Origin of the sequence: Nocardia sp. CA-135398, assembly GCF_050955845.1 — a bacterium.
GTDB lineage: Bacteria > Actinomycetota > Actinomycetes > Mycobacteriales > Mycobacteriaceae > Nocardia.
In genome coordinates, this window is the sequence record NZ_CP192084.1 from 7,510,014 (window position 1) to 7,533,664 (window position 23,651).

The following is a 23,651-nucleotide window of genomic DNA, read 5'->3' on the forward strand; positions in this document are numbered from 1 at the left end:
CAACTCAGGCCAGCTCGAGTTCGTGGGCGACCGCGATCGGGTCGACCGGAATCGCCTGCACCTGCGGCATTCCCGCGAGCGCGTTATCCGGATCCTTGAGGCCGTTGCCGGTCACCGTGCACACCACGGTCAGCCCGGAATCCAGCCAACCTTCTTTGCGCGCGGCGAGCAGGCCCGCGATGCTGGCCGCCGACGCGGGCTCGACGAAAACACCCTCGGTCGCGGCGACCAGTCGGTACGCCTCCAGGATCTCCTCGTCGGTGGCGGCACGGAACGCGCCACCGGACTGTTCCTTGGCCTCCACCGCGCCGTTCCAGGACGCGGGCGCGCCGATCCGGATAGCGGTGGCGATGGTCTCGGGCTCCTTGACCGGGGCACCGTTGACCAGCGGCGCGGCACCCGCGGCCTGCACACCGAGCATGCGTGGCAGGCCGGTGGTGATGCCGTCGGCGTAGTACTCGCGGTAACCGCGCCAGTAGGCGGTGATATTGCCCGCGTTGCCCACCGGAAGGGCGTGCACGTCGGGCGCCTTGCCGAGCACATCGCAGATTTCGAACGAGGCGGTCTTCTGGCCCTCGATGCGGGCCGGATTCACCGAGTTCACCAGACCGACGGTCGGGAATTCCGCGGTGACCTTGCGCGCCAGTTCGAGACAGTCGTCGAAATTGCCGTCGACCTGGATGATCTTCGCGCCGAGCATGACGGCCTGGGCCAGCTTGCCCATGGCGATCTTGCCCTGCGGAATCAGCACCGCACAGCTCATCCCGGCCCGGGTCGCGTAGGCGGCGGCCGATGCCGAGGTGTTGCCGGTGGACGCGCACAGCACTGCTTTTTGTCCGCGGTACTTCGCGTCGGTGATGGCCATCGTCATGCCGCGGTCCTTGAAGGAGCCGGTCGGATTCAGGCCCTCGACCTTGAGATAGACATCACATCCGGTCAGTTCGGACAGATGCGGTGCGGGCACCAGGGGGGTGCCGCCTTCGTACAGGGTGACCGGCTCCCAGTCGGCGGCGCCGGCCAGCCGATCGCGGTAGGCGGCGATCAGGCCGGGCCACCGCGAGTGCACTCCTGCCTGCGGCGCAACGCGCGTACTCATTCGTTGGTGCCTTCCAATCTCAGAACGCTGGTCACGGATGTGACGGATTCCATTTCCGCCAGGGCGGCGACGGTGTCCGCGAGCGCGGACTCCGAAGCGTGGTGGGTGACCACGACCAGGCGCGCACCCTCGCCGTGTCCTTCCTGACGGACCGTGGAAATGCTCACCTCGTGGTTGGCGAATTCGCCCGCCACCTTGGCCAGCACCCCGGGTCGGTCCGCGACCTGCAGGTTCACGTGGTAACGCGTGGGCGTATCGCCCATCGGCGCGATCGGTAGCTCAGCATAAACCGACTCGCCGGGAGCGCGGCCACCGAAGAACTTATTGCGCGCCGCCATGACCAGGTCGCCGAGTACCGCCGACGCCGTCGGAGCACCGCCCGCGCCCTGACCGTAGAACATCAGCCGACCGGCGTTCTCCGCCTCGACGACCACCGCGTTGAACGCGCCGGTGACCGCGGCCAAGGGATGCTTGCGCGGAATGAGGGCCGGGTAGACGCGCACCGAGACGCGCTCCTTTCCGCCCTCTGCCGGGCCCGGTTCGCCCGGACCCGCCGAGACCCGCTCGCAGATGGCGAGCAGTTTCACCGTGCAGTCCAGTGCGGAAGCGGTCTCCAGATCCTCGGCGGTGATCTTGGAAATGCCCTCGCGGTACACATCGGCCGCGGTCACTCGGGTGTGGAAGGCCAGTGAGGCCAGGATCGCGGCCTTGGCGGCGGCGTCGTAGCCCTCGACGTCGGCGGTCGGATCGGCCTCCGCGTAACCCAGGCGAGTGGCCTCTTTAAGAGTGATCGCGTAGTCCGCGCCCGTCTCGTCCATCGCGGAAAGGATGAAGTTGGTGGTGCCGTTGACGATGCCGACGACCTTGTTCACCCGGTCACCGGACAGCGACTGGATCAGCGGACGCACCACCGGGATCGCGCCCGCGACTGCGGCCTCGAAATACAGGTCGGCGCGGTTGCGCTCGGCCGCGGCGGCGAGTTCGCCGGTGTAATCGGCCAGCAGGGCCTTATTGGCGGTCACCACGGATTTGCCCGCATTGAGCGCGGCCAGGATGAGGCGGCGGGCCGGATCGATGCCACCGATGACTTCGACCACCAGATCGACATCGTCACGGGCGACCAGCGCATCGGCGTCCGTGGTCAGCAATTCGGCCGGGATACCGCGGTCGGCGTCCAGGTTGCGCACGGCGACACCGCGCAGCACCACCGGCGCGCCGACGCGCGCCCGCAGGTCATCGACGTGGTCGCGCAGAATGCGCACCACCTCGGTGCCGACATTGCCCATTCCGAGGACCGCGACTCCGATCGGACGATCGGTTCCCCATGCACCGAACTTCGCAGCGTCCGGCCCACCCGTCGCCGGACCACCGTCCCCGATGGAATCGCTACGCGATACTGAGTTCATTGCACCTCCAGGCTGAGCAGATCCGCCACCGTTTCCCGGCGCAGAATGAGTCGCGGCACACCATCCCGCACCGCGACGACCGCCGGACGAGTCAGCTGGTTGTACCGGCTGGACATCGAGTAGCAGTACGCGCCGGTCGCGGCGACGGCGACCAGATCGCCGGGGCCGACATCGGCGGGCATCCAGGTATCGCGGATAACGATATCCCCACTCTCACAATGCTTTCCGACGACCCGGGCGACGACGGGCGCGGCATCGGAGGAGCGCGAAACCAGGCGACAGTCGTAGTCGGCCTGATACAGCGCGGGCCGGATGTTGTCGCTCATGCCGCCGTCCACGCTGACATAGCGCCTGCGCAGTCCGCCGTCGAGCGAGACATCCTTGATGGTGCCTACCTCGTAGAGGGTGACGGTGCCCGGTCCCGCGATGGCGCGGCCGGGTTCGACGGCGATCTTCGGTTCGGGCAGTCCGGCGCGGCTCGCCTCGGTCGCTACCAGCTTGCGCAGGCTCGCCGCGAAATCGTCCAGCGGCGGCGGATCGTCATTGGGTAGATACGAAATACCAAGTCCGCCACCGAGATCCAGCGTGGCGATCTGCGCGGTGCGCTCGATGCCGAACTTGTCGATGGCCTCGCGCAGCAGGCCGAGCATGCGGCGCGCGGCGATCTCGAAACCATCGATTTCGAAGATCTGCGAACCGATGTGACTGTGCAGGCCGACGAGTCGGAGATTATCGGTCTCGAAGACCCGAGCCAGCGCCTCCATGGCATCGCCGCCCGAAATCGAGAAGCCGAACTTCTGATCCTCGTGTGCGGTCGAAATGTATTCGTGGGTATGGGCTTCCACGCCAACGGTGACGCGGACGAGCACATCCTGAACGACTCCGGCGCGCCCCGCGATGGCCTCCAGGCGCTCGATCTCGATCAGCGAATCGACCACCACATGACCGACGCCGGCCTCGACCGCGGCAGCCAGCTCGGCAGCGGATTTGTTGTTGCCGTGCAATGCGATTCGGTTCGCGGGGAAGCCCGCATGCAGGGCGACGGCCAGTTCACCGCCGGAGCAGACGTCCAGCGAAAGACCCTCGTCGCGGATCCAGCGCGCGATCTCACCGCACAGGAATGCCTTGGAGGCGTAGTGAACTCGCGCGTCCGGACCGAAGGCGGCGACCATATCGCGGCAGCGGGAACGGAAGTCGTCCTCGTCGACCACGAACAGCGGGGTGCCGAACTGCTCGGCGAGTTCGTGCACCGGCACACCGGCCAGGTTTACGACGCCGTCGGCCGCGCGAGAAGCGTTGCGCGGCCAGACATTCGCGGGCAGATCGATCATCTGCTCGGGAGCGCTCGGCCGCTCCGCGAGGCTGGGCGCGTGTGGGATTTCTGCGTGCCGGGGACCGGCAGGGTGAGCACTCACTACATTCGCTCCGGTGCACTAACGCCGAGCAGCCCGAGGCCGTTGCTCAGCACCTGACGGGTGGCATTGGCCAGGGCCAGCCTGGCGGCATTGGTCGGCGTGACGGGTTCGTCGCCGAGTGGCAGTACGCGCAGGTTCTTATTGGTCTGGAACCGGTGGTAGGCACCGGCAAGTTCCTCCAGATACCGCGCGACGCGGTGCGGTTCGCGCAGGCTCGCGGCACTGGCGACGGCGCGCGGGTATTCGCCGATGGTGCGGATGAGTTCACCCTCTTCATCGGCGGTGAGCAGACCGAAATCCGGTGTCACCGTGTCGTATTCGAATTCGGCGGCATTGCGCGCGATGGACGCGGTCCTGGCGTGCGCGTATTGCACGTAGTAGACCGGGTTTTCGTTGCTCTGGCTGGTCCACAGGTTCAGATCGATATCGATGCTCGAGTTCACCGAGCTGCGCACCAGCGAGTACCGGGAAGCATCGACGCCGATCGCCTCGACCAGATCGTCGAGGGTCACCACGGTGCCGGCACGCTTGGACATCCGCACGGCCACACCATCTTTGACGAGATTCACCATCTGTCCGATGAGCACCTCGACGGTGGCCGGATCGTCGCCGAAGGCGGCCGCGGCGGCCTTCAACCGGCCGATGTAGCCGTGATGGTCCGCACCGAGCATGTAGATGCACAGATCGAAGCCGCGCGAGCGCTTGTTCTGGAAATAGGCGATATCACCGGCGATATAGGCCGCATTGCCGTCGCTCTTGAGGACGACCCGGTCCTGATCGTCACCGTATTCGGAGCTGGCGATCCACCAGGCCCCGTCCTTTTCGTAGAGGTCGCCGGAATCCTTGAGTTTGGTCACGGCCGCTTCCACCGCACCGGATTCGAAGAGCGAACTCTCGTTGAAATACACATCGAAATCGGTGCCGAATTCGTGCAGCGATTCCTTGATATGGGCGAACATCAACTCGACGCCCCGGGCACGGAAAAGTTCGAGCTGGTCGTTCTCCGGCAAGGTCAGCGCCTCGGGATGCGCGGTCACGATATTGGCGGCGATCTCGCCGATGTATTCGCCCGCGTAGCCGTTCTCCGGGGTCGGCGCACCGGTGGCGGCGGCGACCAGGGACTTGGCGAAGCGGTCGATCTGCGCGCCGTGGTCGTTGAAGTAGTACTCGCGGGTCACGTCGGCGCCCTGTGCGGCCAGAATGCGGCCGAGCGCATCACCGACCGAGGCCCAGCGGGTGCCGCCGAGATGCACCGGACCGGTCGGATTGGCCGACACGAATTCCAGATTGATCCGAGTGCCCTTCAGGGTGTCCGAGGTGCCGTAGGCCGCACCCGCGGTCAAAACCTGCTGCAGGATCGCGCCCTGCGCGGAAGCGGCGAGCCGGATATTGAGGAAGCCAGGACCGGCGACCTCGGCGGTGTCGATGGCATCCGTGGTGGCCAGCGCCTCGGCCAGCCAGGTCGCCAACTCGCGCGGATTCGTTCCGGCCTTCTTACCTACCTGCATGGCCACATTCGTGGCATAGTCGCCATGTTCCGGATTACGGGGACGCTCCACATTGACCTCGTCGGGGAGGACCGCAGGGTCCAGTCCACGTTCGACAAGCACCTTCGCCGCGGTCGCGCGAAGGAGATCTGCAAGGTCAGCTGGAGTCACGAGTCTCTATCCTATGGTCTGGGCAGGTGTACGCCTCGAGTGGGCACCTCGGCGGAGCCCTCCGCAACCACCCAGCACCGTGGATCAATACGTGGAAAGAGCACAGCGAGCTATGCCGAGCAGCACGAGCGCCAAATCGGCCAAGGCCGTCCGGGCCGCAGGGAAGGTCGCACCGTCGCGGAAAAAAGGCGGCGGCAAGGTTCCGATGGGCAAGGGCCCGTTGAAGAAGCGCCAGATCCCCTGGTTGGTCATCGGAGCCGCCGTGGTGATCATCGCATTGATCGGTGCGCTCGCGTTCAGTCTGGTGCCGAAGTATCGGGACAAGGCCGAACTCGAGAAATACACACCGAGCGCGCAGAAGAAGGATCCGTCGGATCAGATCGGCGGGGTGACCAAGAAAGAATATCCGGCCGGACTGCACGTCTCTGGCGCGCAACGCGTCGCCTATGACCAGACCCCGCCGTTCGGCGGTCCACACGATCAGGTCTGGGCGAACTGCATGGGCGTGGTCTACAGCAAGCCGATCCGGGTGGAGAACGCGGTGCATTCGCTCGAACACGGTGCGGTGTGGATCGCCTACAACCCCGACAAGGTCGACGCGGCGGGCATCGACACGCTGAAGCAGAAGGTCGAAGGTAAGCCGTTCACATTGATGTCGCCGTTCCCCGGTCTGCCTTCGGCGATATCGCTGCAGTCCTGGGGGCATCAGCTGAAGCTGGACAGCGCCGACGACAAGCGGGTCAACCAGTTCATCACCGCCCTGCGCGAGAACCCCTACGCCTATCCCGAAGTGGGCGCGAGTTGCTCGAACCCCGCGTTCGACGCGAACAACCCGACGCCGTACGACCCGACGCCGCCCGGACCGGATGCGGTGCCGATGGACGGTAAGGGTCTGTCACAGGACCAGACCGAACTCGGCGGCGCCGCCGGTGGTCTGCCGGGTATGCCGAGCATTCCGGGTGTGCCGAATATCCCCGGCATCCCCAACGGAATTCCGACCCAGCCGACGGAAGGTCAGTAGATGCCAGTGGATACCGAAATCGAGCCGGATGTGGCGAGCGATTCCACGGGCTTGGGTGCGCAGGCGCGGCGGCAGCGCACGCCGCTGCTGGTGCTCGGCGCGATCGGCGTCCTGCTGATCGGCTTCGCGGTCGGCGTACTGGCCCGGCTGCCGCTGGACAGCAATAGCGAACCCGACCCCGGCGCGGTCGATATCGGATTCAGCCAGGACATGTCGGCACATCACGCGCAGGCCGTCGAAATGGCCGGTGTCGCGCTCATCGGTTCCACCGATAACGATGTGCGCAGGCTGGCCTACGACATTCTGACCACCCAGCAGGGGCAGATCGGCCGAATGCAGGGCTGGCTGCAGATGTGGGGTAAGCCGAATCAGAATGTCGACGGTTATATGGGCTGGATGACCGAACCCGCGGGCCATTCACATTCCGGCGCCGACCACGCGATGTCCGGACCGACAGCGTCCATGCCGGGCATGGCGACCACCGCGGAGCTGACCGCGCTGCGCCAAGCCACCGGCCCCGCACTGGACACGATGTTCCTGCAACTGATGCTGCGCCACCACCAGGGCGGACTCGAGATGATCAAGTACGCCGCACAGCACGCCGAAACAACCGCGGTGCGCACCCTGGCGTCCACCATGGCGACCACCCAGCAGGGTGAAGCCCAGCTCATCACCACCATGTTGACCGCACGCAACGCGACTCCACTGCCGCAGAACTGATCCATCGCGTCGGGCTGGGGAACCGAAACTCCCCGGCCCGACACACTTTTTGGCGGACGCCCCGCAATGCGATACGCTTGGCCCCGCCCGAACGGCCGCCCCCACCGGCACCGTTCGAAAACTATCCCGCCCTCGTAGCTCAGGGGATAGAGCGTCTGCCTCCGGAGCAGAAGGCCGCAGGTTCGAATCCTGCCGAGGGCACCACTTACAACAGCGTTTCCACAGGTCAGGGCAATTTTTCGCGTTGCAGGTTCGAATCCTTGCTGGGCACCATTTGCCGTTAACCTCCGATTTCGCCCCTGAGTTCGATCTTGACTCAGTCACACTCCTCGGGAAGGGCTCAACACCCGCTTCGATATTCGGCGCCTGAGGCGACGCGTTGTCCCGCAGCCAGCCAATCGATCTAGCGCCCCAATCCCGAACTCGGGCGCTGTCGAGGATCGGGTCACCCGAGTAGCGCGGTGTGAACCGCCCGTAAGTATTTGCGTGGCTGGCCTCATTGCACTGGGCTGATGTACGCAGTGACACCACCATCTTCAACGGCACAGAGCTGAGCCGGGCGTAGCGTGTGCGGGGTCGCAAGCTGAGCCGGCGAGGGGAGCAACCGTATGGATCTGCATCTGTCAAGCAAGACCGCCGTGGTGACCGGCGCCAGCAAAGGTATCGGGCTCGCGATCACCCAGGCGCTGGTGGACGCCGGCGCCCACGTCGTGGCCGGATCACGCACTTGTGGGCCCGGTCTCGAGGCGCTGGAGGAGGCCGGGAACGTGACATTTGTATCCGCCGATTTATCGCAGCCCGGCGGTGCGGATGACCTGATCGCGGCCGCGGCGGACCGCGGTGGCATCGATGTACTGGTGAACAACGTCGGCGCGGTCACGGTGCAACCAGGCGGCATCGCGGGCGTTACCGATGACCAGTGGCAGGCATCCTGGGACCTCAATGTGATGGGGACGGTGCGACCGACCCGGGCCGCGCTGCCACAGATGTACCGCCGTGGCGGCGGATCGATCGTCATCATCGGATCGGTCAACGCGTACTACCCGGACCCCGGGATCTACGACTACTGTGCCACCAAGGCCGCCGTCACCAACTTCGGCAAAGCCTTGTCAAAGGAACTGGGGCCGAAGAACATTCGCGTCAACTCCATCAGCCCCGGACCCGTGACGACCGGGCTGTGGCTGGACGAAGGTGGAGTCGCCGACACGATCGCCGACGCCAGCGGTCAGACCCCCGAACAGGTGCGGTCCGCGACCGCCGGTGCTTCCGCGATGGGCCGGTTCACCACTCCGGAGCAGGTTGCCGACCTGGTCGTGTTCCTGGTCAGCGATCGGTCTGCCAACACCACCGGATCCGATCTGCGGATCGACGGCGGCTTCGTCACCACAATTTGAGGGCCTACCAGTCACATGGCGTTCCTCACGGCTAAGTGGCGAGCGTGGAGTCCGACCAGGGGTCACGCAGGCAGAGCTCCAGTCCAGGCCCGAGCTTCGTTCGGGCCGTTGTCATTGCCGGGTTACGTAGGTCTCGGTCTTGCCGAGGTAGCCGCGCTCGGTGGGCGTGGCCTCGTGGCCGGTGTTCCGGTCGCGGGGGTCCGGGTTGCCGTAACCTCACACAGACGGGGTTAGCGGGAGGACGCGACGATGACATATCCGCCGGGTGGGCAACCGCCGTTCGGGGAGCCGCAGGGGCAGCCGCAGCAGCCGTATGGCTATCCGCAGCAGGGTGGGCCCGGGTATCCGCAGCAAGGGGGTTATCCGCCGCCGGGTGGTCAGGGGTATGGACCGCAGCAGGGGTATCCGCCGCCTGGGGGTTATCAACAGCCGGGGTATTCGCCGCCGAAGAAGCGCAGGACCGGCCTGATCATCGGCCTGTTGGTGCTGGTGCTCGTCATCGCGGGTGCGGTCGCCGCGGGCGTAGTGCTGACCGTGCAGGGCAAGACGCCACTGGCCTCGGATGAGAAGAAGATCCAGGTGGCCATCCACGACTTCTACGACACGCTCGAATCGCATGGTTTCGCCGCCGCGGCGAACAAGGCGTGCGCGGCCGACCGTGCCGAGTTCGACACACTGACCGAGGAGCAGAAGAAGGAATTCGATACCGCCAAGATCGAGGTCGACATCGACAAGATCGATGACATCGTTGTCACGGGTGACCGTGCGACCGCCCGGATCACCGGCAAACTCACGCTGACCGTCCCGGGTGAGACCCCGGATACCGATACGGGCACCACCGAACACCTGCGCAAGGAAGACGGGAAGTGGAAGGTCTGCTCGGCGGAGTCGGGTAAGAACTGACGTAATCTCGTCGGATGAGCTGCTGCGGACCGTCGCGCCGGACCTTCCTCAGCGTCATCGGACTGGCCGCGTCGGCGTGCCTCGCGGATCCGGGTTCGGTTCGGGCTCAACCGAATCCGCTCTTCGCGACCGATCTGGAGGTCGTCACGGTCACCGATCGATCGGTGATCCTCACCTGGACGACGGTGGCCCCGGATCCGAACGGTCGACTGCTGCCGGTCGACACGGACGCCGAAGTGCGCCTCGGGCCTGCTGATTCGTCACTGACTGCCGTCTACGTCGATGACGAGCGCACCGCGTTCCACTATGCGGAGATCGACGGACTCGAACCGGGCCGCCGCTACCGATTCGAGGCGTGGTCGAACGGCGTCCGAGCCGTGCCCGCCCTCTCGCTGACCACCCGAGCCCCCGGAAGTCCGGAATCCACCGGCGAATTCACCACCCTGACACCGCCGCCCGGCCGCCCGCTGCGCACCCTCGCGCTCGCCAATGATGTGCATTACGGCGAGCAGGTCAGCGGTCTCGTCGTCGATAATTTGCCGCCGGGTTTCCGACAGGAGCCCGGCCTGCCGCCCTATCCGGAGGTGATGCTCGCGGCCGTGCTCGATGATCTGCGCCGCCCGGACCGCGGCGCCGACTTCCTGCTCATCGCGGGCGATCTCACCGCCGAGGCGAGGCCCGAGGAATCGCGTTCGGTCCGCGGACATCTGGACTCCTGGGGCGCACCGGGCCGCGACTACCTCGCTGTCCGCGGCAATCACGACCGTCCGCACATCGGCGCGGAATACCAGGGCTGCATCCCGGCAGCCGCGGATCATTTCGACTGCTGGGCCGAGGAATTCGATCCGCGCCAGCAGCTGATCGAGCACGAGTTGGGCGGCCTGCGGCTACTCGGCCTGGATACCAGCGAACTCGACGGTTCGGGCGGCAGCATCGAACGACCGCAATTCGATCGACTCGGCGAACTACTGCGCGACGATCCGGATCGCCCGACGCTGGTCTTCGGACATCACCCGGTGACCGTCGAATCCGGTCTGACCAATACCGCCGGACCGGGTTTCGTCCTCAATCGTCCCGACAGCATCGAACTCCAGACGCTCTACGAGCGCGCACCCGGCGTATTCCTGCAGCACAGCGGCCATACCCACCGCAACCGTCGCACCCGTCCCGACACCGGTGCCGCGGTGGAATTCCTGGAGGTGGCCGCGGTCAAGGAGTATCCGGGCGGCTACAGCCTGCTGCGCCTGTACGAGGGCGGATACATGATCAACTTCTACAAGACCCGCACCGCGGCCGCGCGCCGCTGGAGTGCGACCACCCGGGGCGAATACTTCGGCTTGCTGCCGGATTACACGCTCGGCACCTTCGCCGACCGCAATCACGTTGTGCTGCGGGACTTCTCGGGCCTGACCTGACCGGCCCGAGAACTCGAGTCCACCGCGGCCGTACCGATACCGTCGCCGCAGTTCGGACGCGGTATCTTGCTTAGGTAAGCCTCATCATATGAAGTGGAACCTTGCTCGTCGGAAGGACTCGAACATGTCGATCAGATGGAAAGCGATTTCCGCAGCGCTGGCCGTCGCTGTCGCGGCGCTCGGCGTGACGGCCTGTTCGAATTCCTCGGACGACAAGAACGAGATCACCGTCTACAACGCCCAGCACGAATCGCTGACCAAGGAATGGGTGGACGCGTTCACCAAGGAGACCGGCATCAAGGTCACCCTGCGCCAGGGCGGCGACACCGCGCTGGGCAACCAGCTGGTCGCCGAGGGCGCGGCCTCCCCCGCCGATGTCTTCCTCACCGAGAACTCCCCCGCCATGGCGCTGGTGGAGAACGCCGGACTCTTCGCCGATGTCGACAAGAAGACGCTGGACCAGGTGCCAGCGCAGTTCCGCCCGTCCACCGGGAAGTGGACCGGAATCGCCGCCCGCTCAACGGTTTTCGTCTACAACAAGGACAAGGTCGCGGCCGATAAGCTGCCCGCATCGCTGCTCGATCTGGCGCAGCCGCAGTGGAAGGGCCGCTGGGGCGCGGGCGTTTCCGGAGCGGACTTCCAAGCCATTGTGGCGGGCCTGCTCGCGCTGAAGGGTGAGGACGCCACCAAGGCGTGGCTGAAGGGCATGAAGGACAACGCCACCGCGTTCCCCAACAATGTCGCCACTATGAAGGCGGTGGACTCCGGTCAGCCCGACGGCGGGGTGATCTACCACTACTACTGGTACCGCGATCAGGCCAACACCAAGGAGAGCAGCAGCCACACCGGACTGCACTACTTCAAGAACCAGGATCCGGGCGCGTTCGTCTCGGTTTCCGGTGGCGGCGTGCTGAAGTCGAGCAAGAAGCAGGAATCGGCGCAGAAGTTCCTGGCGTTCATCACCTCCAAGGCCGGGCAGGAGATCCTGCGCGACGGCAACTCGCTGGAGTACCCGGTCGCCAGTGATGTCGCGGCCAATCCGGCACTGCCGCCGCTGGCCTCGCTGCAGGCGCCTGCCGTCGACCCGAGCAAGCTCGATGCCAAGAAGGTGACGGCGCTGATGACCGAGGCGGGTCTGCTCTAGTCATGGCCATCCGGACCGCTGTCGCCGCACCTCGGGTCGGAAGACCTGGGCCACTCGTCACGACCGTCGCGCTGCTATTGGTGGCGGCGACGTTCGTGCCGCTGGGCTACATCGTGTCCACCGTCTTCTCCACCGGCTTGCACGAGGCGGCTGATCTGGTGTTCCGCCCGAGAGTCGGTGATCTGCTGCGCAATACGGCCGGGCTGGTCATCGTCACCGTCCCGATCTGTGTAGTGCTAGGGGTGGGGCTGGCCTGGGTGGTGGAGCGGACGAATGTGCCGGGTGCGGCGTGGTGGGGGCCGGTATTCGCGGCGCCACTCGCCGTGCCGGCGTTCGTGAACAGCTACGGCTGGGTCAGCGTGTTCCCGACCATGCACGGGCTGTGGGCGGGTGTGGGGATCTCCACCATGTCGTATTTCCCGCTGGTGTATCTGCCCGCCGCGGCCACACTGCGCCGTCTGGATCCTGCGGTGGAGGAATCGGCGCGCGCGCTGGGTTCCGGTCCGGCCGCGGTCTTCACCCGAATCGTGTTGCCGCAGTTGCGGTTGGCGATTCTCGGCGGCGGACTGCTCATTTCGCTGCATCTGCTCGCCGAATACGGCGCGTTCGTGATGATCCGGTTCGATACCTTCACCACCGCGATCTTCGAGCAGTACCAATCCAGCTTCGCCGGACCGGCGGGCAGCATGCTGGCCGGTGTGCTGGTGCTGTGCTGTCTGGTGTTGCTCGCGGCCGAGGCGGGGGCCCGCGGTAAGGCGCGTTACGCGCGGATCGGCAGCGGTGCGCCTCGGGCGGCTGTCCGGGCCGCGTTGGGGCCCGGCACGATTCCGGTTCTGCTCGCCTTGGCGGCGGTGGTCGTCGGCTCGATCGGCGTGCCGCTGTGGACCATCGTGCGCTGGCTGCGCATCGGCGGTGCACAGGTCTGGGATTTCACCGAAATCGGCACGGCGCTCGGGCAGACGATCGCGCTCGCGGCGATGGCCGCACTGCTCACCACGCTGTGCGCATTTCCGGTGGCTTGGATCGCGGTGCGCTCCACCTCGGCATTCGCCCGAATTGTGGAGGGCGCCAATTACATTACGAGTTCGCTGCCCGGCATTGTGATCGCGCTGGCCATGGTGACCGTCACGATTCGGTGGGCGCCGCCGCTCTATCAGACAGTGACCATGGTCGTGGCCGCCTATGTGTTGATGTTCCTGCCGCGGGCGCTGGTCAGCGTGCGCGCCGGGCTGGCGCAGGTGCCGGTCGGGCTGGAGGAAGTATCGCGCTCGCTCGGTCAGTCGGGGCCGGTCACGTTCCTGCGCGTCACGCTGCGGTTGACCGCGCCCGCCGCGGCCTCCGCCGGTGCGCTGGTATTCGTTGCGGTCGCGACCGAATTGACCGCGACATTGCTGTTGGCGCCCAGCGGAACTCGCACGCTGGCAATGCGGTTCTGGTCGCTGTCGGGCGAATTGGACTATGCCGCGGCCGCACCCTATGCACTCATCATGATCGTCGCGGCGGTGCCGGTGACGTATCTGCTGTTCACCCAATCCAGGAAGGCGGCCGGGTTATGAGTCGGCTTGTCGTGGCGGATGTTTCGAAGACATTCGGCCAGCACCGGGTACTCGGCGGGATCGATCTCGAAGTGCCGAACGGCAGTTCGACCGCGGTCGTCGGCTCGTCGGGGTGCGGAAAGACCACGCTATTGCGGGTAATCGCCGGATTCGAGGCTCCGGATACGGGTTCGGTCGCCATCGGCACGGAAACCGTGACCCGCGACCGGTTTTCGGTGCCGCCGCAGCGGCGCAATGTCGGATACGTCGCGCAGGACGGGGCGCTGTTTCCGCATCTGACCGTCGGACAGAACATCGCGTACGGCCTGCGCAGCGGATTCTGTGGGCTGCGACGTGGCCGGAATCGGGTGAACGAACTGTTGGAGATGGTCTCGCTCGATCCGTCCTACGCCGACCGACGCCCCCATCAGCTCTCCGGCGGCCAGCAGCAGCGCGTCGCGCTCGCCCGTGCTCTTGCCCGCAAACCCGATGTGATGCTGCTCGATGAGCCGTTCAGCGCACTCGATGCCGGATTGCGGGCCACCACCAGGCAGGCCGTTGCCGAGACACTGCGCGCGGCGGGCATGACCAGCATCTTGGTCACCCACGACCAAGAGGAGGCGCTCTGCTTCGCCGAACAGGTCGCGGTCATGCGCGAAGGGGTATTCACCCAGGTCGGCGCGCCGGAAGAGGTCTATGCCGCGCCCACTGATCTGTTCACCGCCAGATTCCTCGGCGATTGTGTGCTGCTCGATGCGGTGGTCGACAGCGATGTGGCCAAATGCGCGCTCGGCCGGGTTCCGGTGCAGAAGTCCGCGCCGACCGGCTCGGCGACCATTATGTTCCGTCCGGAACAGCTTGTGGCGCAGGTGGTTTCCGATGGCGAGCCGGGTAGCGGAATCGTGCGCGATGTGGAATTCCGCGGCGCCGATGTGATGCTGACCATCGCACTGGACGGCGATGTCGATCCGGTGCGAGTGCGCCGTGCCAGCGTTGCGGCGCCGACCGCTGGCGAGCGCGTCCAGCTGGAGGTGCTCGGCAACGCCGTGGCATTCGAAGCGGCCTGAACCACGGACACCCGGCCCGGCGGTGGCGTATCACCGGGCCGGGCACCCATGGTGGCGCACCCTCACCGTTATTTGGAGCGAGCGGCGGGAATTGAACCCGCGTAAACGGCTTTGCAGACCGTTGCCTCAACCACTCAGCCACGCCCGCCTCGCGATAAATAGTGCCGTCGCCTCGTCGAATAGCCCACGGTTGTACTCAGTGTGATCCGAACCGGTAGTCCAGGACTCGACCGTCGGTCCGCGATTCCAGTTCGCGACGCTCACTGATCGGTAGAACATCCGGAGAGGCTTGCAAGCATGGAATGATCAAGACCATGTCGCGGCCACGTCCACTTCCGACTGATCCGATCGAGGAGGCCCATCGTCAATGGGTCGGCCACGGCTGGGGCGATTTCGCCGACGGAATGGCGGCCGTGACCTCACTGGTTCGCGCCCAGCAAATCGTGATGGCGCGGGTGGACGAGGCCCTGAAACCTACCGGTCTGACGTTCTCTCGATATGAACTTCTCATGCTGCTTGCTTTCAGTAAGACGGGTGCACTGCCGATGGCGAAGGCCAGTGCGCGACTACAGGTGCACCCGACCAGCGTGACGAATACCGTCGATCGACTCGAGGCCGCCAAGCTCGTCGAGCGGGTCCCGCACCCCAGCGATCGGCGTGCCACTCTGATCGAAATCACCTCCGCTGGAAGAGAATTGGTTGCCGAGGCAACCGAGGAACTCAACGCGAAAGTGTTCGCGGTGCCAGGCCTTCCGCCGGATCGGCTGCATACTCTGCTGCAGTTGCTCGCGGAATTCCGCCATGCCGCAGGCGACTTCGCCACCGGCGATGAACCGGCCCGATGGTCGGCGCACGAACAGTAACAAAACACCCGGACCGGTCGGTCTTTTCGCAGCACGCACCAATGCGCGGTAACGGTCTGGCATCCAACTAGCGAATTCCCCGCCCCGTCGTCTTGGCAGCGGAGGCGAAAGGGTCCACCATGGATTCATGGTGCTGGTCTTGGGGGTATCGGCGGGCGCTGGTGGCGCTCGCGCGATGCTGACGCATTCCGATCAGCCACATCTCCCCCCGATCGATCGATGCCAAGTGCCGCGTCGGGCGGGTGGTGGGGTCGAAGAACCGGTCTTCGAAGCGATCCGCCAGATGCGCGCGGCCGCCGACCGGCGCGACGAGCTGGTCACCGGAACCGCGGTGACCTGTCGTTGCCCGCTGCACGCCGACGCCATCCGCAGCACCGCGGGCCGCACCCGGCTCACCATCGTCGACGAACCGCTGGCCCAGCTGCGCTATCTGCGTTTCACCGGCCGTCTGCCTACCACCGGCTCGGTCATCCTCTACGACCTCGGCAGCTCCGGGCTGACCATCACCCACGCCGACTGCCGCACCGACACCATCCTGTCCAGCAAACGCAGCACCGTACTCGGCGGCGACGGCTACGACGCACTGCTGCGCTGGCAATTGGCCCGTGGCGGCGTGCTCACCGACAAACTGACCAGCCGCAGGCACCGCGAAGAACTCAGCAGCGCCCGGGTGATCACCGCGATGGACACCAACTCCGGCGGACGTGCCGTGGTCACCCGCAGCGATCTCGCCGAACTGTGCGCCGCAGGCATCCATCACTCCGCCTCGTTCGTCCGCCAACTGATCGAGGAAACCGGCGTTCAACCAGAGGCCCTGGTCCTGCTCGGCGGCTGCACCCGCAACCCCGATATCCGCGAAGAACTGTCCGAAATGATCGAACTCCCGGTCATCTACGATTCGGAGCCCGAATACGTTTCGGCCCGCGGGGCGGTATTGCTCGCCGCGGAACGTCCCAGTGGCGATGTGCGCATGGCGCGCTTACGCAGCGGCGCGCTGACCGCTTCATTGGTGCCGACCACCCCCGGCCGCCGCAAACTCATTGCCGCCGTTGCCGTTACGATCGCCCTGGGCGCGACCATCGCCGGGCTACTCGCCGTGGACCACAGCGCCGCCAAGCCACCGGATGGCGTCAACGCACCGACTCCTGTCGAAGTCGCCGGAATCCCCGCGACATCCTTCAACTGAACCGCCTGAGTCACACCAGCCGCTGACAGTCACGCATATGTGTCCGGCCGAGATTCGGCCGGGCACCTCGCTTGTCAGTGGTTGGTGAACTTCGCCGGACGCTTCTCGACGAAGGCGCTCATGCCTTCCTTCTGATCGTCGATCGCGAAGAGCGAGTGGAAGACTCGGCGTTCGAAGCGCAGGCCCTCGGCGAGAGTGGTTTCGAAGGAGCGATTCACGGCTTCCTTGGCGATCATGGTGACCGGCAGCGACATCGAGGCGATGGTTTCGGCGACCTCGAGTGCGGTGTCGAGCAATTCGGCCGCGGGCACGATGCGGGACACGAGACCGGCGCGCTCGGCCTCCTCGGCATCCATATTGCGGCCGGTGAGCACCAGATCCATGGCCTTTGCCTTACCGATGGCGCGGGTCAGGCGCTGCGAGCCGCCGATGCCCGGAATGACGCCGAGCTTGATTTCCGGCTGACCGAATTTCGCGTTATCGGCGGCGAGCAGAATGTCGCAGATCATGGCCAGCTCACAGCCGCCGCCGAGAGCGTAACCGGCGACGGCGGCGATGGTGGGCTTGCGGAACTGCGCCAGCCGATCCCAGCGGGCGAAGTAGTCGTTCATGAACATGTCCATGTACGACTTGGGCTGCATCTCCTTGATATCGGCACCGGCCGCGAAGGCCCGCTCCGAACCGGTGATGACGATGGCACCGATCGCGTCATCGTGCTCGAGTTCGTCGAGCGCGGCGATGACATCGTCGAGGACCTGCGCGTTCAGCGCGTTCAGCGCCTTCGGGCGGTTCAGCGTGATCCAGCCGACCCGGCCCTTGCGCTCCAGCAGAATCGTCTCGAAATCGCTCACTTGGCATCCTCTTGATCGGAACGGTCACGGATATCGGTGACGATAGCGGAGAAGTCCTTCTCAGCCCGCGACTGGTTGAACCGGGTGTAGATCTCCGCGGCGAGCAAACCGAGTTGGCCGTCGACGTCGTTATCGCGCAGGGCATTCGCGGCCAACCCCAGGTCCTTGGTCATCAACGCGGTGGCGAAACCGGGCTGGTAGTCGTTGTTCGCCGGGCTGGTGGGTACCGGTCCTGGCACCGGACAGTAGCTGGTCAGCGCCCAACTCTGGCCGGATGCGGTGGAGACGACATCGAAGAACGACTGGTGGCTCAGCCCCAGCTTCTCGCCGAGCACCAGGGCCTCGGACAGGCCGATCATCGAAATGCCGAGCAGCATGTTGTTACAGATCTTCGCGGCCTGGCCGACACCGGAGCCGCCGCAGTGCACGACCTTGCCGCCCATTACCTGGAGCATGTCGAGCGCATCGGCGAAGTCGGCCTCGGCGCCGCCGACCATGAAGGTCAGCGTGCCGGCAGCGGCACCCGCGACACCGCCGGAGACCGGCGCGTCCAGTGCGCGATGGCCCGCATCGATGGCGCGGGCAGCCGCCGCCCTGGCATCGGCGACATCGATGGTGGAACAGTCGATGAACAGGGTGCCCGGATTCGCGGCCGGGAGCAGATCGGCGTAGACGTCGAGGACCAGCTTGCCATTGGGCAGCATGGTGACAACGGCATCGCGGTCGGCGGCGGCCGCGGCCGCCGAATCCACCACGGTGGCACCGTCTTTGCGTGCCTGCTCCTGTGCGGCGGGGACCGGATCGAAGGCGAGCACGTCATATCCTGCCCTGACCAGGTTCGCGGCCATCGGCCCGCCCATATGGCCGAGGCCGAGGAAACCGATCTTCTTCGTCATTTGCCTGCCTCCAAACCCAATTCGTTTTCGCCCAATTCGATGAAGTACGCGTCGACCTGCTCGGCGGTGACATCGGCGAGCGTCGCGGGCGACCACTGCGGATTGCGGTCCTTATCGATCACCTGCGCGCGGATGCCTTCGACCAGATCGCGCGAGGCCAGCGCGGCGATGGACACTCGGTACTCTTCGTTCAGCACCGCCTCGAGACTCTTCGCGGCACGGGCCGCGCGCAGCGAACGCAACGTGACCTTCAGTGCCACAGGCGATTTGGCGAGCACCTCGGTCGCCGCCTTGGCCGCCTCCGGCGAGCCGTGCGTCCGCAGCCGATCGACGATCTCCTCCACGGTGTCGGCGCTGTAGCAGGCATCGATCCAGTCCTGCTGGGCGACCAACTCGGATTCCGGTGCGTCCGTGGCGAATTTGGCGATGGCGATCTCGGCGGTCTCGGTCCGCAGCGTTTCCAGCAGCGCCGGAATATGTTCCGAGGCCACAAAGTAATCGGCGAAACCCGCGGCAATGGCGTCACCGGCACTCATTCGCGCGGTGGTCAGTGCGACGTGTGTGCCGATTTCGCCCGGCGTACGGGCGAGCAGGTAGGTGCCACCGACATCCGGAATGAATCCGATGCCGACCTCGGGCATGCCGATCTTGGAGCGCTCGGTGACGATCCGATGGCTGCCGTGCCCGGAAAGACCGACACCGCCACCCATCACGATGCCGTCCATGACCACCACATACGGCTTGGGATAGCGGCCGATCAGTGCGTTGAGGATGTACTCGTCGCGCCAGAAGACACCGGTGGCCGAATCCGCGTTGGCACCGGCAGAGTGATCGTTCAATGCGGCAGCGTCACGGTGGATGGCGACGATATCGCCGCCCGCGCAGAGCCCGCGCTCCCCCGCGCCGGTGACGACGACGGTGCGCACCTCGTCGTCATCCGCCCATGCCTGCAATGCGGCGGAAATGGCAAGGGCCATCGGATGATTCAGTGCATTGATGGCCTTGGGCCGGTTCAGCGTGATCAGACCGAGTCCGTCGCGCTTATCGATGAGAACTTCGGATTCGGTCATGCTGCTCCTACCACCGAGCGGGCGACGACCACCCGCATGATTTCATTGGTGCCCTCCAGAATCTGGTGCACCCGCAGATCGCGGACGATCTTCTCCACGCCGTATTCGGCCAGGTATCCGTAACCGCCGTGCATCTGCAGCGCCTTATTCGCGACCTCGAACCCGGCATCGGTCGTGAATCGCTTTGCCATGGCACACAATTCGACCTTGTCGTCGGCATCCGCATCCAACGCGGCAGCGGCCCGCCACAGCAGGGTCCGCGCCGCCTCCAGTGCGGTGCGCATATCGGCGAGTTGGAATTGCAGTGCCGGGTTGTCCAGCAGTCGGCTGTTGAATGCCTTGCGCTGGGCCAGGTACGCCACGGATTTCTCGAGCGCTGCCCGACCGCCGCCGAGTGAGCAGGCGGCGATATTGAGCCGACCGCCGTTGAGCCCGTTCATGGCGATACGGAAACCATTGCCCTCGATGCCGAGCATATCGGCGGCGGGCACCCTGACCTCGTCCAGAATCACCTGACGAGTGGGTTGGGCATTCCAACCCATCTTCTTCTCGTTGGCGCCGAAGGAAATTCCCGGGGCGTCGGCCGAAACGATGAACGCCGAAATCCCGCGCGCACCCACGTCGCCGGTGCGCGCCATGATGACGTACACATCCGTGCTACCCGCACCGGAGATGAATTGCTTTACCCCGGTGAGCAGGTAATCGTCACCGTCGCGAACGGCCTTGGTGCTCAAGGCCGCCGCATCCGATCCGACACCCGGCTCGGTCAGCGCGTAGCTGCCGAGCCATTCCATCGTGGTCAGCCGGGGCAGCCAGCGGTTGCGCTGCTCGGCATTGCCGTAGTTGTCGATCATCCACGAAACCATGTTGTGGATGGAGATATACGCCGCGATGGTCGGGCAGCCGGTGGCCAGTTGTTCGAAGATACGTACGGCATCGAGCCTGCGCAGTCCGGAGCCGCCGACATCCTCGCCGATATATATCCCGCCCATGCCGAGCGAACCCGCCTTGCGCAGCACATCCACTGGAAAGTGCTTCTGCTCATCCCATTCCAGGGCATTCGGGGCGAGGTATTCGTCGGCGAAGTCGCGCGCCATTTCGACAATGGCGCGCTCGTCGTCATTCAGTGCGAACACAATCGTCGACCTCCCGTCCGTCTGCTGTTCAGTCCATCGTCGGAATGACGAAGTGGTTGCTGTCCTTCAGCCCGGAAGGCCAGCGCTGGGTGACGGTCTTGGTCTTGGTGTAGAAGCGAATGGAATCCGGACCGTGCTGGTTCAGGTCGCCGAATCCGGAGCGCTTCCAACCGCCGAAGGTGTGGTAGGCGATCGGCACCGGTATCGGCACATTGATACCGACCATGCCGACCTGCACGCGGGCGGCGAAATCCCGTGCGGTATCGCCGTCGCGGGTGAAGATCGCGACGCCGTTGCCGTATTCGTGCTCATTGGGCAGGGCGAGCGCTTCGTCGTAATCCTCGGCCCGCACGATCGCGAGCACCGGGCCGAAGATCTCTTCCTGGTAGATCCGCATTTCCGGGGTTACATTGTCGAAAAGCGTTGCACCGGTGAAGTACCCGCCCTCGCCGCCGTCGACCATGAGGCCGCGGCCGTCGATCACCAGCTCGGCCCCCTCATCGACGCCGATCTGGATGTAGTTCTCGACCCGGCCGAGCGCGTCCTTGGTGACCAGCGGACCGAAATCGGCACCGGCATCGTCGGAGCGGCCGACATTCAGTTTGGCGATCCGCTCGATCAGCTTCTCGCGCAGGCGGTCCGCGGTCTCCCGGCCGACCGGGACGGCGACCGAGATGGCCATACAGCGCTCACCCGCCGAGCCGTAGCCCGCGCCGATGAGCTGGTCGGCGACATCGTCGAGGTCGGCGTCCGGCATGACGATCGCGTGGTTCTTGGCGCCGCCGAAGCATTGTGCGCGTTTGCCATTCGCGGTCGCGGTCTCGTAGATGTACTCCGCGATCGGGGTGGAGCCGACGAACCCGACGGCCTTGACGGTCGGCGAATGCAGGATCGCATCGACGGCTTCCTTATCGCCGTTGACCACGTTGAACACACCCGCTGGCAAACCTGCCTCCAGGAACAGCTCGGCCAGGCGCAGTGGCACCGAGGGATCGCGCTCGGATGGCTTGAGCACGAAGGCATTTCCGCACGCCAGCGCCGGACCGGCCTTCCACAGCGGGATCATGGCCGGGAAGTTGAACGGGGTAATGCCGGCGACCACACCGAGCGGCTGACGCATCGAGTAGACGTCGATACCGGTGCCCGCGCTCTCGGTGTATTCACCCTTGAGCAGATGCGGAATGCCCGCCGCGAATTCGATGACCTCGATACCGCGCTGGATATCGCCCTTGGCGTCGGGGATGGTCTTGCCGTGTTCGGCGGACAGCAGCGCCGCGAGGGAATCCATCTCGTCCTGCACGAGCGTCAGGAACTTCATCAGCACCCTGGCCCGCTTCTGCGGGTTGAACGCGGCCCACACCTGCTGCGCCTCGGCCGCATTCGCGATGACGGCATCGACCTCGGCCTTACTCGCCAGCGGCACCCGCGCCTGCACCTGGCCGGTATTCGGATCGAAGACATCGGCGAAGTTGCCCGAGGCCCCGGCGACATGCTGTCCGCCGATGTAATGAGTGAGTTCGCGAACCATGCCAGTCCTGTTCTCGTAGTGGACGCCGCGCACTGCGCGATTTACGGTCATCCTATAGTTGGATGTCCAAGTAAATACAGACGGAGGGGCGGACTGTGATTCATCCCACGGCAACCGACGAGCAATCAGCCGGACCGGCCCAGTCGGCAGCCACCAAGCCCGACGCTGCTGCGCGCCCAGCCTTGGTGCGCAGCAGCGAGTGCGGGTCAGTTTGTCAGTCGGCGGGCTTTGAGGAGCGAGTGAGCAGGAGCGCGCCGATGGCGAGCACCACCGCGCTGACAATCACGATCGCGACCATTACCCCGACTTCGCCATCGAAGCGACTGGTGACCGCCATGCCGACGGCGAGCGCGACCGTCGCGCTGCCGCCGATCACCAGCACCGCCGAACGTTGCGTCGCATACAGGACAAAACAAACGACGGCTACCAGTGCGGTGAGCACGAAGCCCCATTGGTCCGGGCTACCGTCGATAGTCACCGCGCCCGAGTCCGCGATGAGGATCGCGACGACATATCCCCGACCAGTTTTCGACGAACAAGCCGAATCTGGTGACCGCGAACCAGAGCCCGCCGAGGCCGAGTAGCCCGAGGCCGACCCAGACCTCGTCGACATCGAAGACCTCGTCGAGCAGTACCAGGATCAGAACAACGCTGTACAAGGCCACGGCGAAGATGCCGATGACCGAGGGCAACGCAAGGTAACCGAGTACCGCCACAACGAGACCCGCCCCGCATGCGCAGACCAAGGCTGTGTCGGAGTCACCGCGTTCGAAGACCGATCCGACCGTCACGGCGACCGATACGGACGCGAGGGCGAAGAGCACCGCAGCGAGCCGCGAGCGGGATGTATGCGCATCCCTGGTGCGCGTGAACAATCCGGCGATACCACCGGCCAGCGCGATACCGCCGAGGGTAAGACCGATGGACACCAGCCCGAAGATGACAATGCGGCCGGTCCGCTGCAGGTCGTCCCAGGACGACGTGAGTAATAGGGCGAGCGCGCCCAACATCGAACCGGCGCCGATGTAGGCGGCGATCTCGGCTAATAGTCTGCCCGGTGACTCGGGCTTCGTCCGCTCCGCCACCAGCGCCTTCGCAACCGCGTCGCGCTGAGCTTCGGTCAATACACCTTCGTCGACCAGCCGCCGCAGGGCCGCCCCCGACCGATCTCGGATCCCCATGTATCGAGTATGGCGACTGAATCGGCAATCATTAATGGCATCGGGCGATCGCCGATGTGGCCCCACTGACCGTCGCGCGCGCCGTCACAGCAAGCCACCGGCCGCCGCATTCGGCCTACTCGGCGAACCGAATTCGGTGACAGCCGCGATCATGACCGCATCGCGC

The 23,651-nt window shown here is 65.5% G+C and carries 21 protein-coding genes and 2 tRNA genes; 11 read left to right on the forward strand and 12 right to left on the reverse strand.

All coding sequences use genetic code 11. The features are described from left to right. Positions 1–4: 4 nt before the first annotated feature. Genes thrC through argS form a run of 4 tightly spaced genes read right to left on the reverse strand, consistent with a single transcriptional unit; the run spans position 5 to position 5,575 of the window. Positions 5–1,096, reverse strand: a complete 1,092-nt coding sequence (gene thrC, locus ACQP1T_RS33410) for a threonine synthase (protein ID WP_433756994.1) — start codon at positions 1,094–1,096, stop codon at positions 5–7. Beyond that, positions 1,093–2,502, reverse strand: coding sequence for a homoserine dehydrogenase (locus ACQP1T_RS33415; RefSeq protein WP_433756995.1), 1,410 nt, complete (start codon positions 2,500–2,502; stop codon positions 1,093–1,095). The genes thrC and ACQP1T_RS33415 overlap by 4 nt, the downstream gene beginning before the upstream one ends. Beyond that, positions 2,499–3,917 carry a diaminopimelate decarboxylase gene (lysA, locus tag ACQP1T_RS33420; RefSeq protein WP_433756996.1) on the reverse strand — a complete coding sequence of 473 codons (1,419 nt, stop codon included), beginning with the start codon at positions 3,915–3,917 and terminating at the stop codon, positions 2,499–2,501. The genes ACQP1T_RS33415 and lysA overlap by 4 nt, the downstream gene beginning before the upstream one ends. After that, complete coding sequence (argS, locus tag ACQP1T_RS33425; RefSeq protein WP_433756997.1) at positions 3,917–5,575, reverse strand: arginine--tRNA ligase; 1,659 nt, start codon at positions 5,573–5,575, stop codon at positions 3,917–3,919. The genes lysA and argS overlap by 1 nt, the downstream gene beginning before the upstream one ends. Before the next feature lie 112 nt (positions 5,576–5,687). Between argS and ACQP1T_RS33430 the strand changes: the two genes are divergently transcribed. The 9 genes from ACQP1T_RS33430 (at position 5,688) to ACQP1T_RS33470 (ending at position 14,774) form a co-directional block, all read left to right on the forward strand. Then, the gene (locus ACQP1T_RS33430) at positions 5,688–6,596 is read left to right on the forward strand and encodes a DUF3105 domain-containing protein (RefSeq protein ID WP_433756998.1); all 909 of its coding nucleotides are present in this window, start codon (positions 5,688–5,690) and stop codon (positions 6,594–6,596) included. Continuing rightward, positions 6,597–7,316 (forward strand): DUF305 domain-containing protein, encoded by a 720-nt coding sequence (locus ACQP1T_RS33435; RefSeq protein ID WP_433756999.1) that lies wholly within the window; start codon positions 6,597–6,599, stop codon positions 7,314–7,316. A gap of 128 nt (positions 7,317–7,444) precedes the next feature. Continuing rightward, a tRNA-Arg gene (locus tag ACQP1T_RS33440) sits at positions 7,445–7,520 on the forward strand. A 404-nt stretch (positions 7,521–7,924) separates the two neighbouring features. Next, positions 7,925–8,710: an SDR family NAD(P)-dependent oxidoreductase gene (locus ACQP1T_RS33445; protein ID WP_433757000.1), complete on the forward strand. Its 786-nt coding sequence runs from the start codon at positions 7,925–7,927 to the stop codon at positions 8,708–8,710. A gap of 249 nt (positions 8,711–8,959) precedes the next feature. Then, positions 8,960–9,613, forward strand: coding sequence for an Rv0361 family membrane protein (locus ACQP1T_RS33450; RefSeq protein ID WP_433757001.1), 654 nt, complete (start codon positions 8,960–8,962; stop codon positions 9,611–9,613). Between the two features lie 14 nt (positions 9,614–9,627). Continuing rightward, a complete protein-coding gene (locus tag ACQP1T_RS33455) occupies positions 9,628–11,028 on the forward strand; it encodes a metallophosphoesterase (protein ID WP_433757002.1) in 1,401 nt (466 codons plus the stop codon). Positions 11,029–11,152: 124 nt separating this feature from the next. Continuing rightward, the gene (locus ACQP1T_RS33460) at positions 11,153–12,172 is read left to right on the forward strand and encodes an iron ABC transporter substrate-binding protein (protein ID WP_433757003.1); all 1,020 of its coding nucleotides are present in this window, start codon (positions 11,153–11,155) and stop codon (positions 12,170–12,172) included. Positions 12,173–12,174: 2 nt separating this feature from the next. Next, positions 12,175–13,728: an ABC transporter permease gene (locus ACQP1T_RS33465; protein WP_433757004.1), complete on the forward strand. Its 1,554-nt coding sequence runs from the start codon at positions 12,175–12,177 to the stop codon at positions 13,726–13,728. Then, positions 13,725–14,774, forward strand: a complete 1,050-nt coding sequence (locus ACQP1T_RS33470; protein ID WP_433757005.1) for an ABC transporter ATP-binding protein — start codon at positions 13,725–13,727, stop codon at positions 14,772–14,774. Before ACQP1T_RS33465 ends, ACQP1T_RS33470 begins: the two co-directional genes overlap by 4 nt. A gap of 73 nt (positions 14,775–14,847) precedes the next feature. On the opposite strand, the gene ACQP1T_RS33475 is transcribed toward ACQP1T_RS33470, so the two are convergent. After that, positions 14,848–14,922 (reverse strand) — tRNA-Cys (locus ACQP1T_RS33475). 166 nt (positions 14,923–15,088) lie between these two features. Between ACQP1T_RS33475 and ACQP1T_RS33480 the strand changes: the two genes are divergently transcribed. Together ACQP1T_RS33480 and ACQP1T_RS33485 are read left to right on the forward strand one after the other, a co-directional pair. Continuing rightward, positions 15,089–15,637 (forward strand): MarR family winged helix-turn-helix transcriptional regulator, encoded by a 549-nt coding sequence (locus ACQP1T_RS33480; protein WP_433757006.1) that lies wholly within the window; start codon positions 15,089–15,091, stop codon positions 15,635–15,637. Between the two features lie 127 nt (positions 15,638–15,764). Beyond that, complete coding sequence (locus tag ACQP1T_RS33485; RefSeq protein WP_433757007.1) at positions 15,765–16,823, forward strand: Hsp70 family protein; 1,059 nt, start codon at positions 15,765–15,767, stop codon at positions 16,821–16,823. A 74-nt stretch (positions 16,824–16,897) separates the two neighbouring features. Here the strand turns inward: ACQP1T_RS33485 and ACQP1T_RS33490 are convergent, their stop codons facing one another. From ACQP1T_RS33490 to ACQP1T_RS33520, 7 genes are all read right to left on the reverse strand, one after another. Continuing rightward, positions 16,898–17,674, reverse strand: coding sequence for an enoyl-CoA hydratase (locus tag ACQP1T_RS33490; RefSeq protein WP_433757008.1), 777 nt, complete (start codon positions 17,672–17,674; stop codon positions 16,898–16,900). After that, a complete protein-coding gene (gene mmsB, locus ACQP1T_RS33495; protein ID WP_433757009.1) occupies positions 17,671–18,570 on the reverse strand; it encodes a 3-hydroxyisobutyrate dehydrogenase in 900 nt (299 codons plus the stop codon). The genes ACQP1T_RS33490 and mmsB overlap by 4 nt, the downstream gene beginning before the upstream one ends. After that, a complete protein-coding gene (locus ACQP1T_RS33500) occupies positions 18,567–19,640 on the reverse strand; it encodes an enoyl-CoA hydratase/isomerase family protein (protein ID WP_433757010.1) in 1,074 nt (357 codons plus the stop codon). The genes mmsB and ACQP1T_RS33500 overlap by 4 nt, the downstream gene beginning before the upstream one ends. Beyond that, positions 19,637–20,776, reverse strand: a complete 1,140-nt coding sequence (locus tag ACQP1T_RS33505) for an acyl-CoA dehydrogenase family protein (protein ID WP_433757011.1) — start codon at positions 20,774–20,776, stop codon at positions 19,637–19,639. The genes ACQP1T_RS33500 and ACQP1T_RS33505 overlap by 4 nt, the downstream gene beginning before the upstream one ends. Before the next feature lie 28 nt (positions 20,777–20,804). Then, a complete protein-coding gene (locus ACQP1T_RS33510) occupies positions 20,805–22,304 on the reverse strand; it encodes a CoA-acylating methylmalonate-semialdehyde dehydrogenase (RefSeq protein WP_433762462.1) in 1,500 nt (499 codons plus the stop codon). Positions 22,305–22,518: 214 nt separating this feature from the next. Then, positions 22,519–22,746: a hypothetical protein gene (locus ACQP1T_RS33515; protein WP_433757012.1), complete on the reverse strand. Its 228-nt coding sequence runs from the start codon at positions 22,744–22,746 to the stop codon at positions 22,519–22,521. Between the two features lie 19 nt (positions 22,747–22,765). Then, on the reverse strand, positions 22,766–23,485 hold the full coding sequence (locus tag ACQP1T_RS33520; RefSeq protein ID WP_433757013.1) for a DUF2157 domain-containing protein: 720 nt from the start codon (positions 23,483–23,485) through the stop codon (positions 22,766–22,768). Positions 23,486–23,651: the final 166 nt, after the last annotated feature.

What these genes read in the sequence shown, in the direction of transcription:
- thrC (WP_433756994.1), bottom strand. Translation starts at nt 1,096, where the DNA reads ATGAGTACGCGCGTTGCGCCGCAGGCAGGAGTGCACTCGCGGTGGCCC.
- ACQP1T_RS33415 (WP_433756995.1), bottom strand. Translation starts at nt 2,502, where the DNA reads ATGAACTCAGTATCGCGTAGCGATTCCATCGGGGACGGTGGTCCGGCG.
- ACQP1T_RS33430 (WP_433756998.1), top strand. Translation starts at nt 5,688, where the DNA reads ATGCCGAGCAGCACGAGCGCCAAATCGGCCAAGGCCGTCCGGGCCGCA.
- ACQP1T_RS33435 (WP_433756999.1), top strand. Translation starts at nt 6,597, where the DNA reads ATGCCAGTGGATACCGAAATCGAGCCGGATGTGGCGAGCGATTCCACG.
- ACQP1T_RS33445 (WP_433757000.1), top strand. Translation starts at nt 7,925, where the DNA reads ATGGATCTGCATCTGTCAAGCAAGACCGCCGTGGTGACCGGCGCCAGC.
- ACQP1T_RS33450 (WP_433757001.1), top strand. Translation starts at nt 8,960, where the DNA reads ATGACATATCCGCCGGGTGGGCAACCGCCGTTCGGGGAGCCGCAGGGG.
- ACQP1T_RS33455 (WP_433757002.1), top strand. Translation starts at nt 9,628, where the DNA reads ATGAGCTGCTGCGGACCGTCGCGCCGGACCTTCCTCAGCGTCATCGGA.
- ACQP1T_RS33460 (WP_433757003.1), top strand. Translation starts at nt 11,153, where the DNA reads ATGTCGATCAGATGGAAAGCGATTTCCGCAGCGCTGGCCGTCGCTGTC.
- ACQP1T_RS33465 (WP_433757004.1), top strand. Translation starts at nt 12,175, where the DNA reads ATGGCCATCCGGACCGCTGTCGCCGCACCTCGGGTCGGAAGACCTGGG.
- ACQP1T_RS33470 (WP_433757005.1), top strand. Translation starts at nt 13,725, where the DNA reads ATGAGTCGGCTTGTCGTGGCGGATGTTTCGAAGACATTCGGCCAGCAC.
- ACQP1T_RS33480 (WP_433757006.1), top strand. Translation starts at nt 15,089, where the DNA reads ATGTCGCGGCCACGTCCACTTCCGACTGATCCGATCGAGGAGGCCCAT.
- ACQP1T_RS33485 (WP_433757007.1), top strand. Translation starts at nt 15,765, where the DNA reads ATGGTGCTGGTCTTGGGGGTATCGGCGGGCGCTGGTGGCGCTCGCGCG.
- mmsB (WP_433757009.1), bottom strand. Translation starts at nt 18,570, where the DNA reads ATGACGAAGAAGATCGGTTTCCTCGGCCTCGGCCATATGGGCGGGCCG.
- ACQP1T_RS33500 (WP_433757010.1), bottom strand. Translation starts at nt 19,640, where the DNA reads ATGACCGAATCCGAAGTTCTCATCGATAAGCGCGACGGACTCGGTCTG.
- ACQP1T_RS33510 (WP_433762462.1), bottom strand. Translation starts at nt 22,304, where the DNA reads ATGGTTCGCGAACTCACTCATTACATCGGCGGACAGCATGTCGCCGGG.
- ACQP1T_RS33520 (WP_433757013.1), bottom strand. Translation starts at nt 23,485, where the DNA reads ATGGGGATCCGAGATCGGTCGGGGGCGGCCCTGCGGCGGCTGGTCGAC.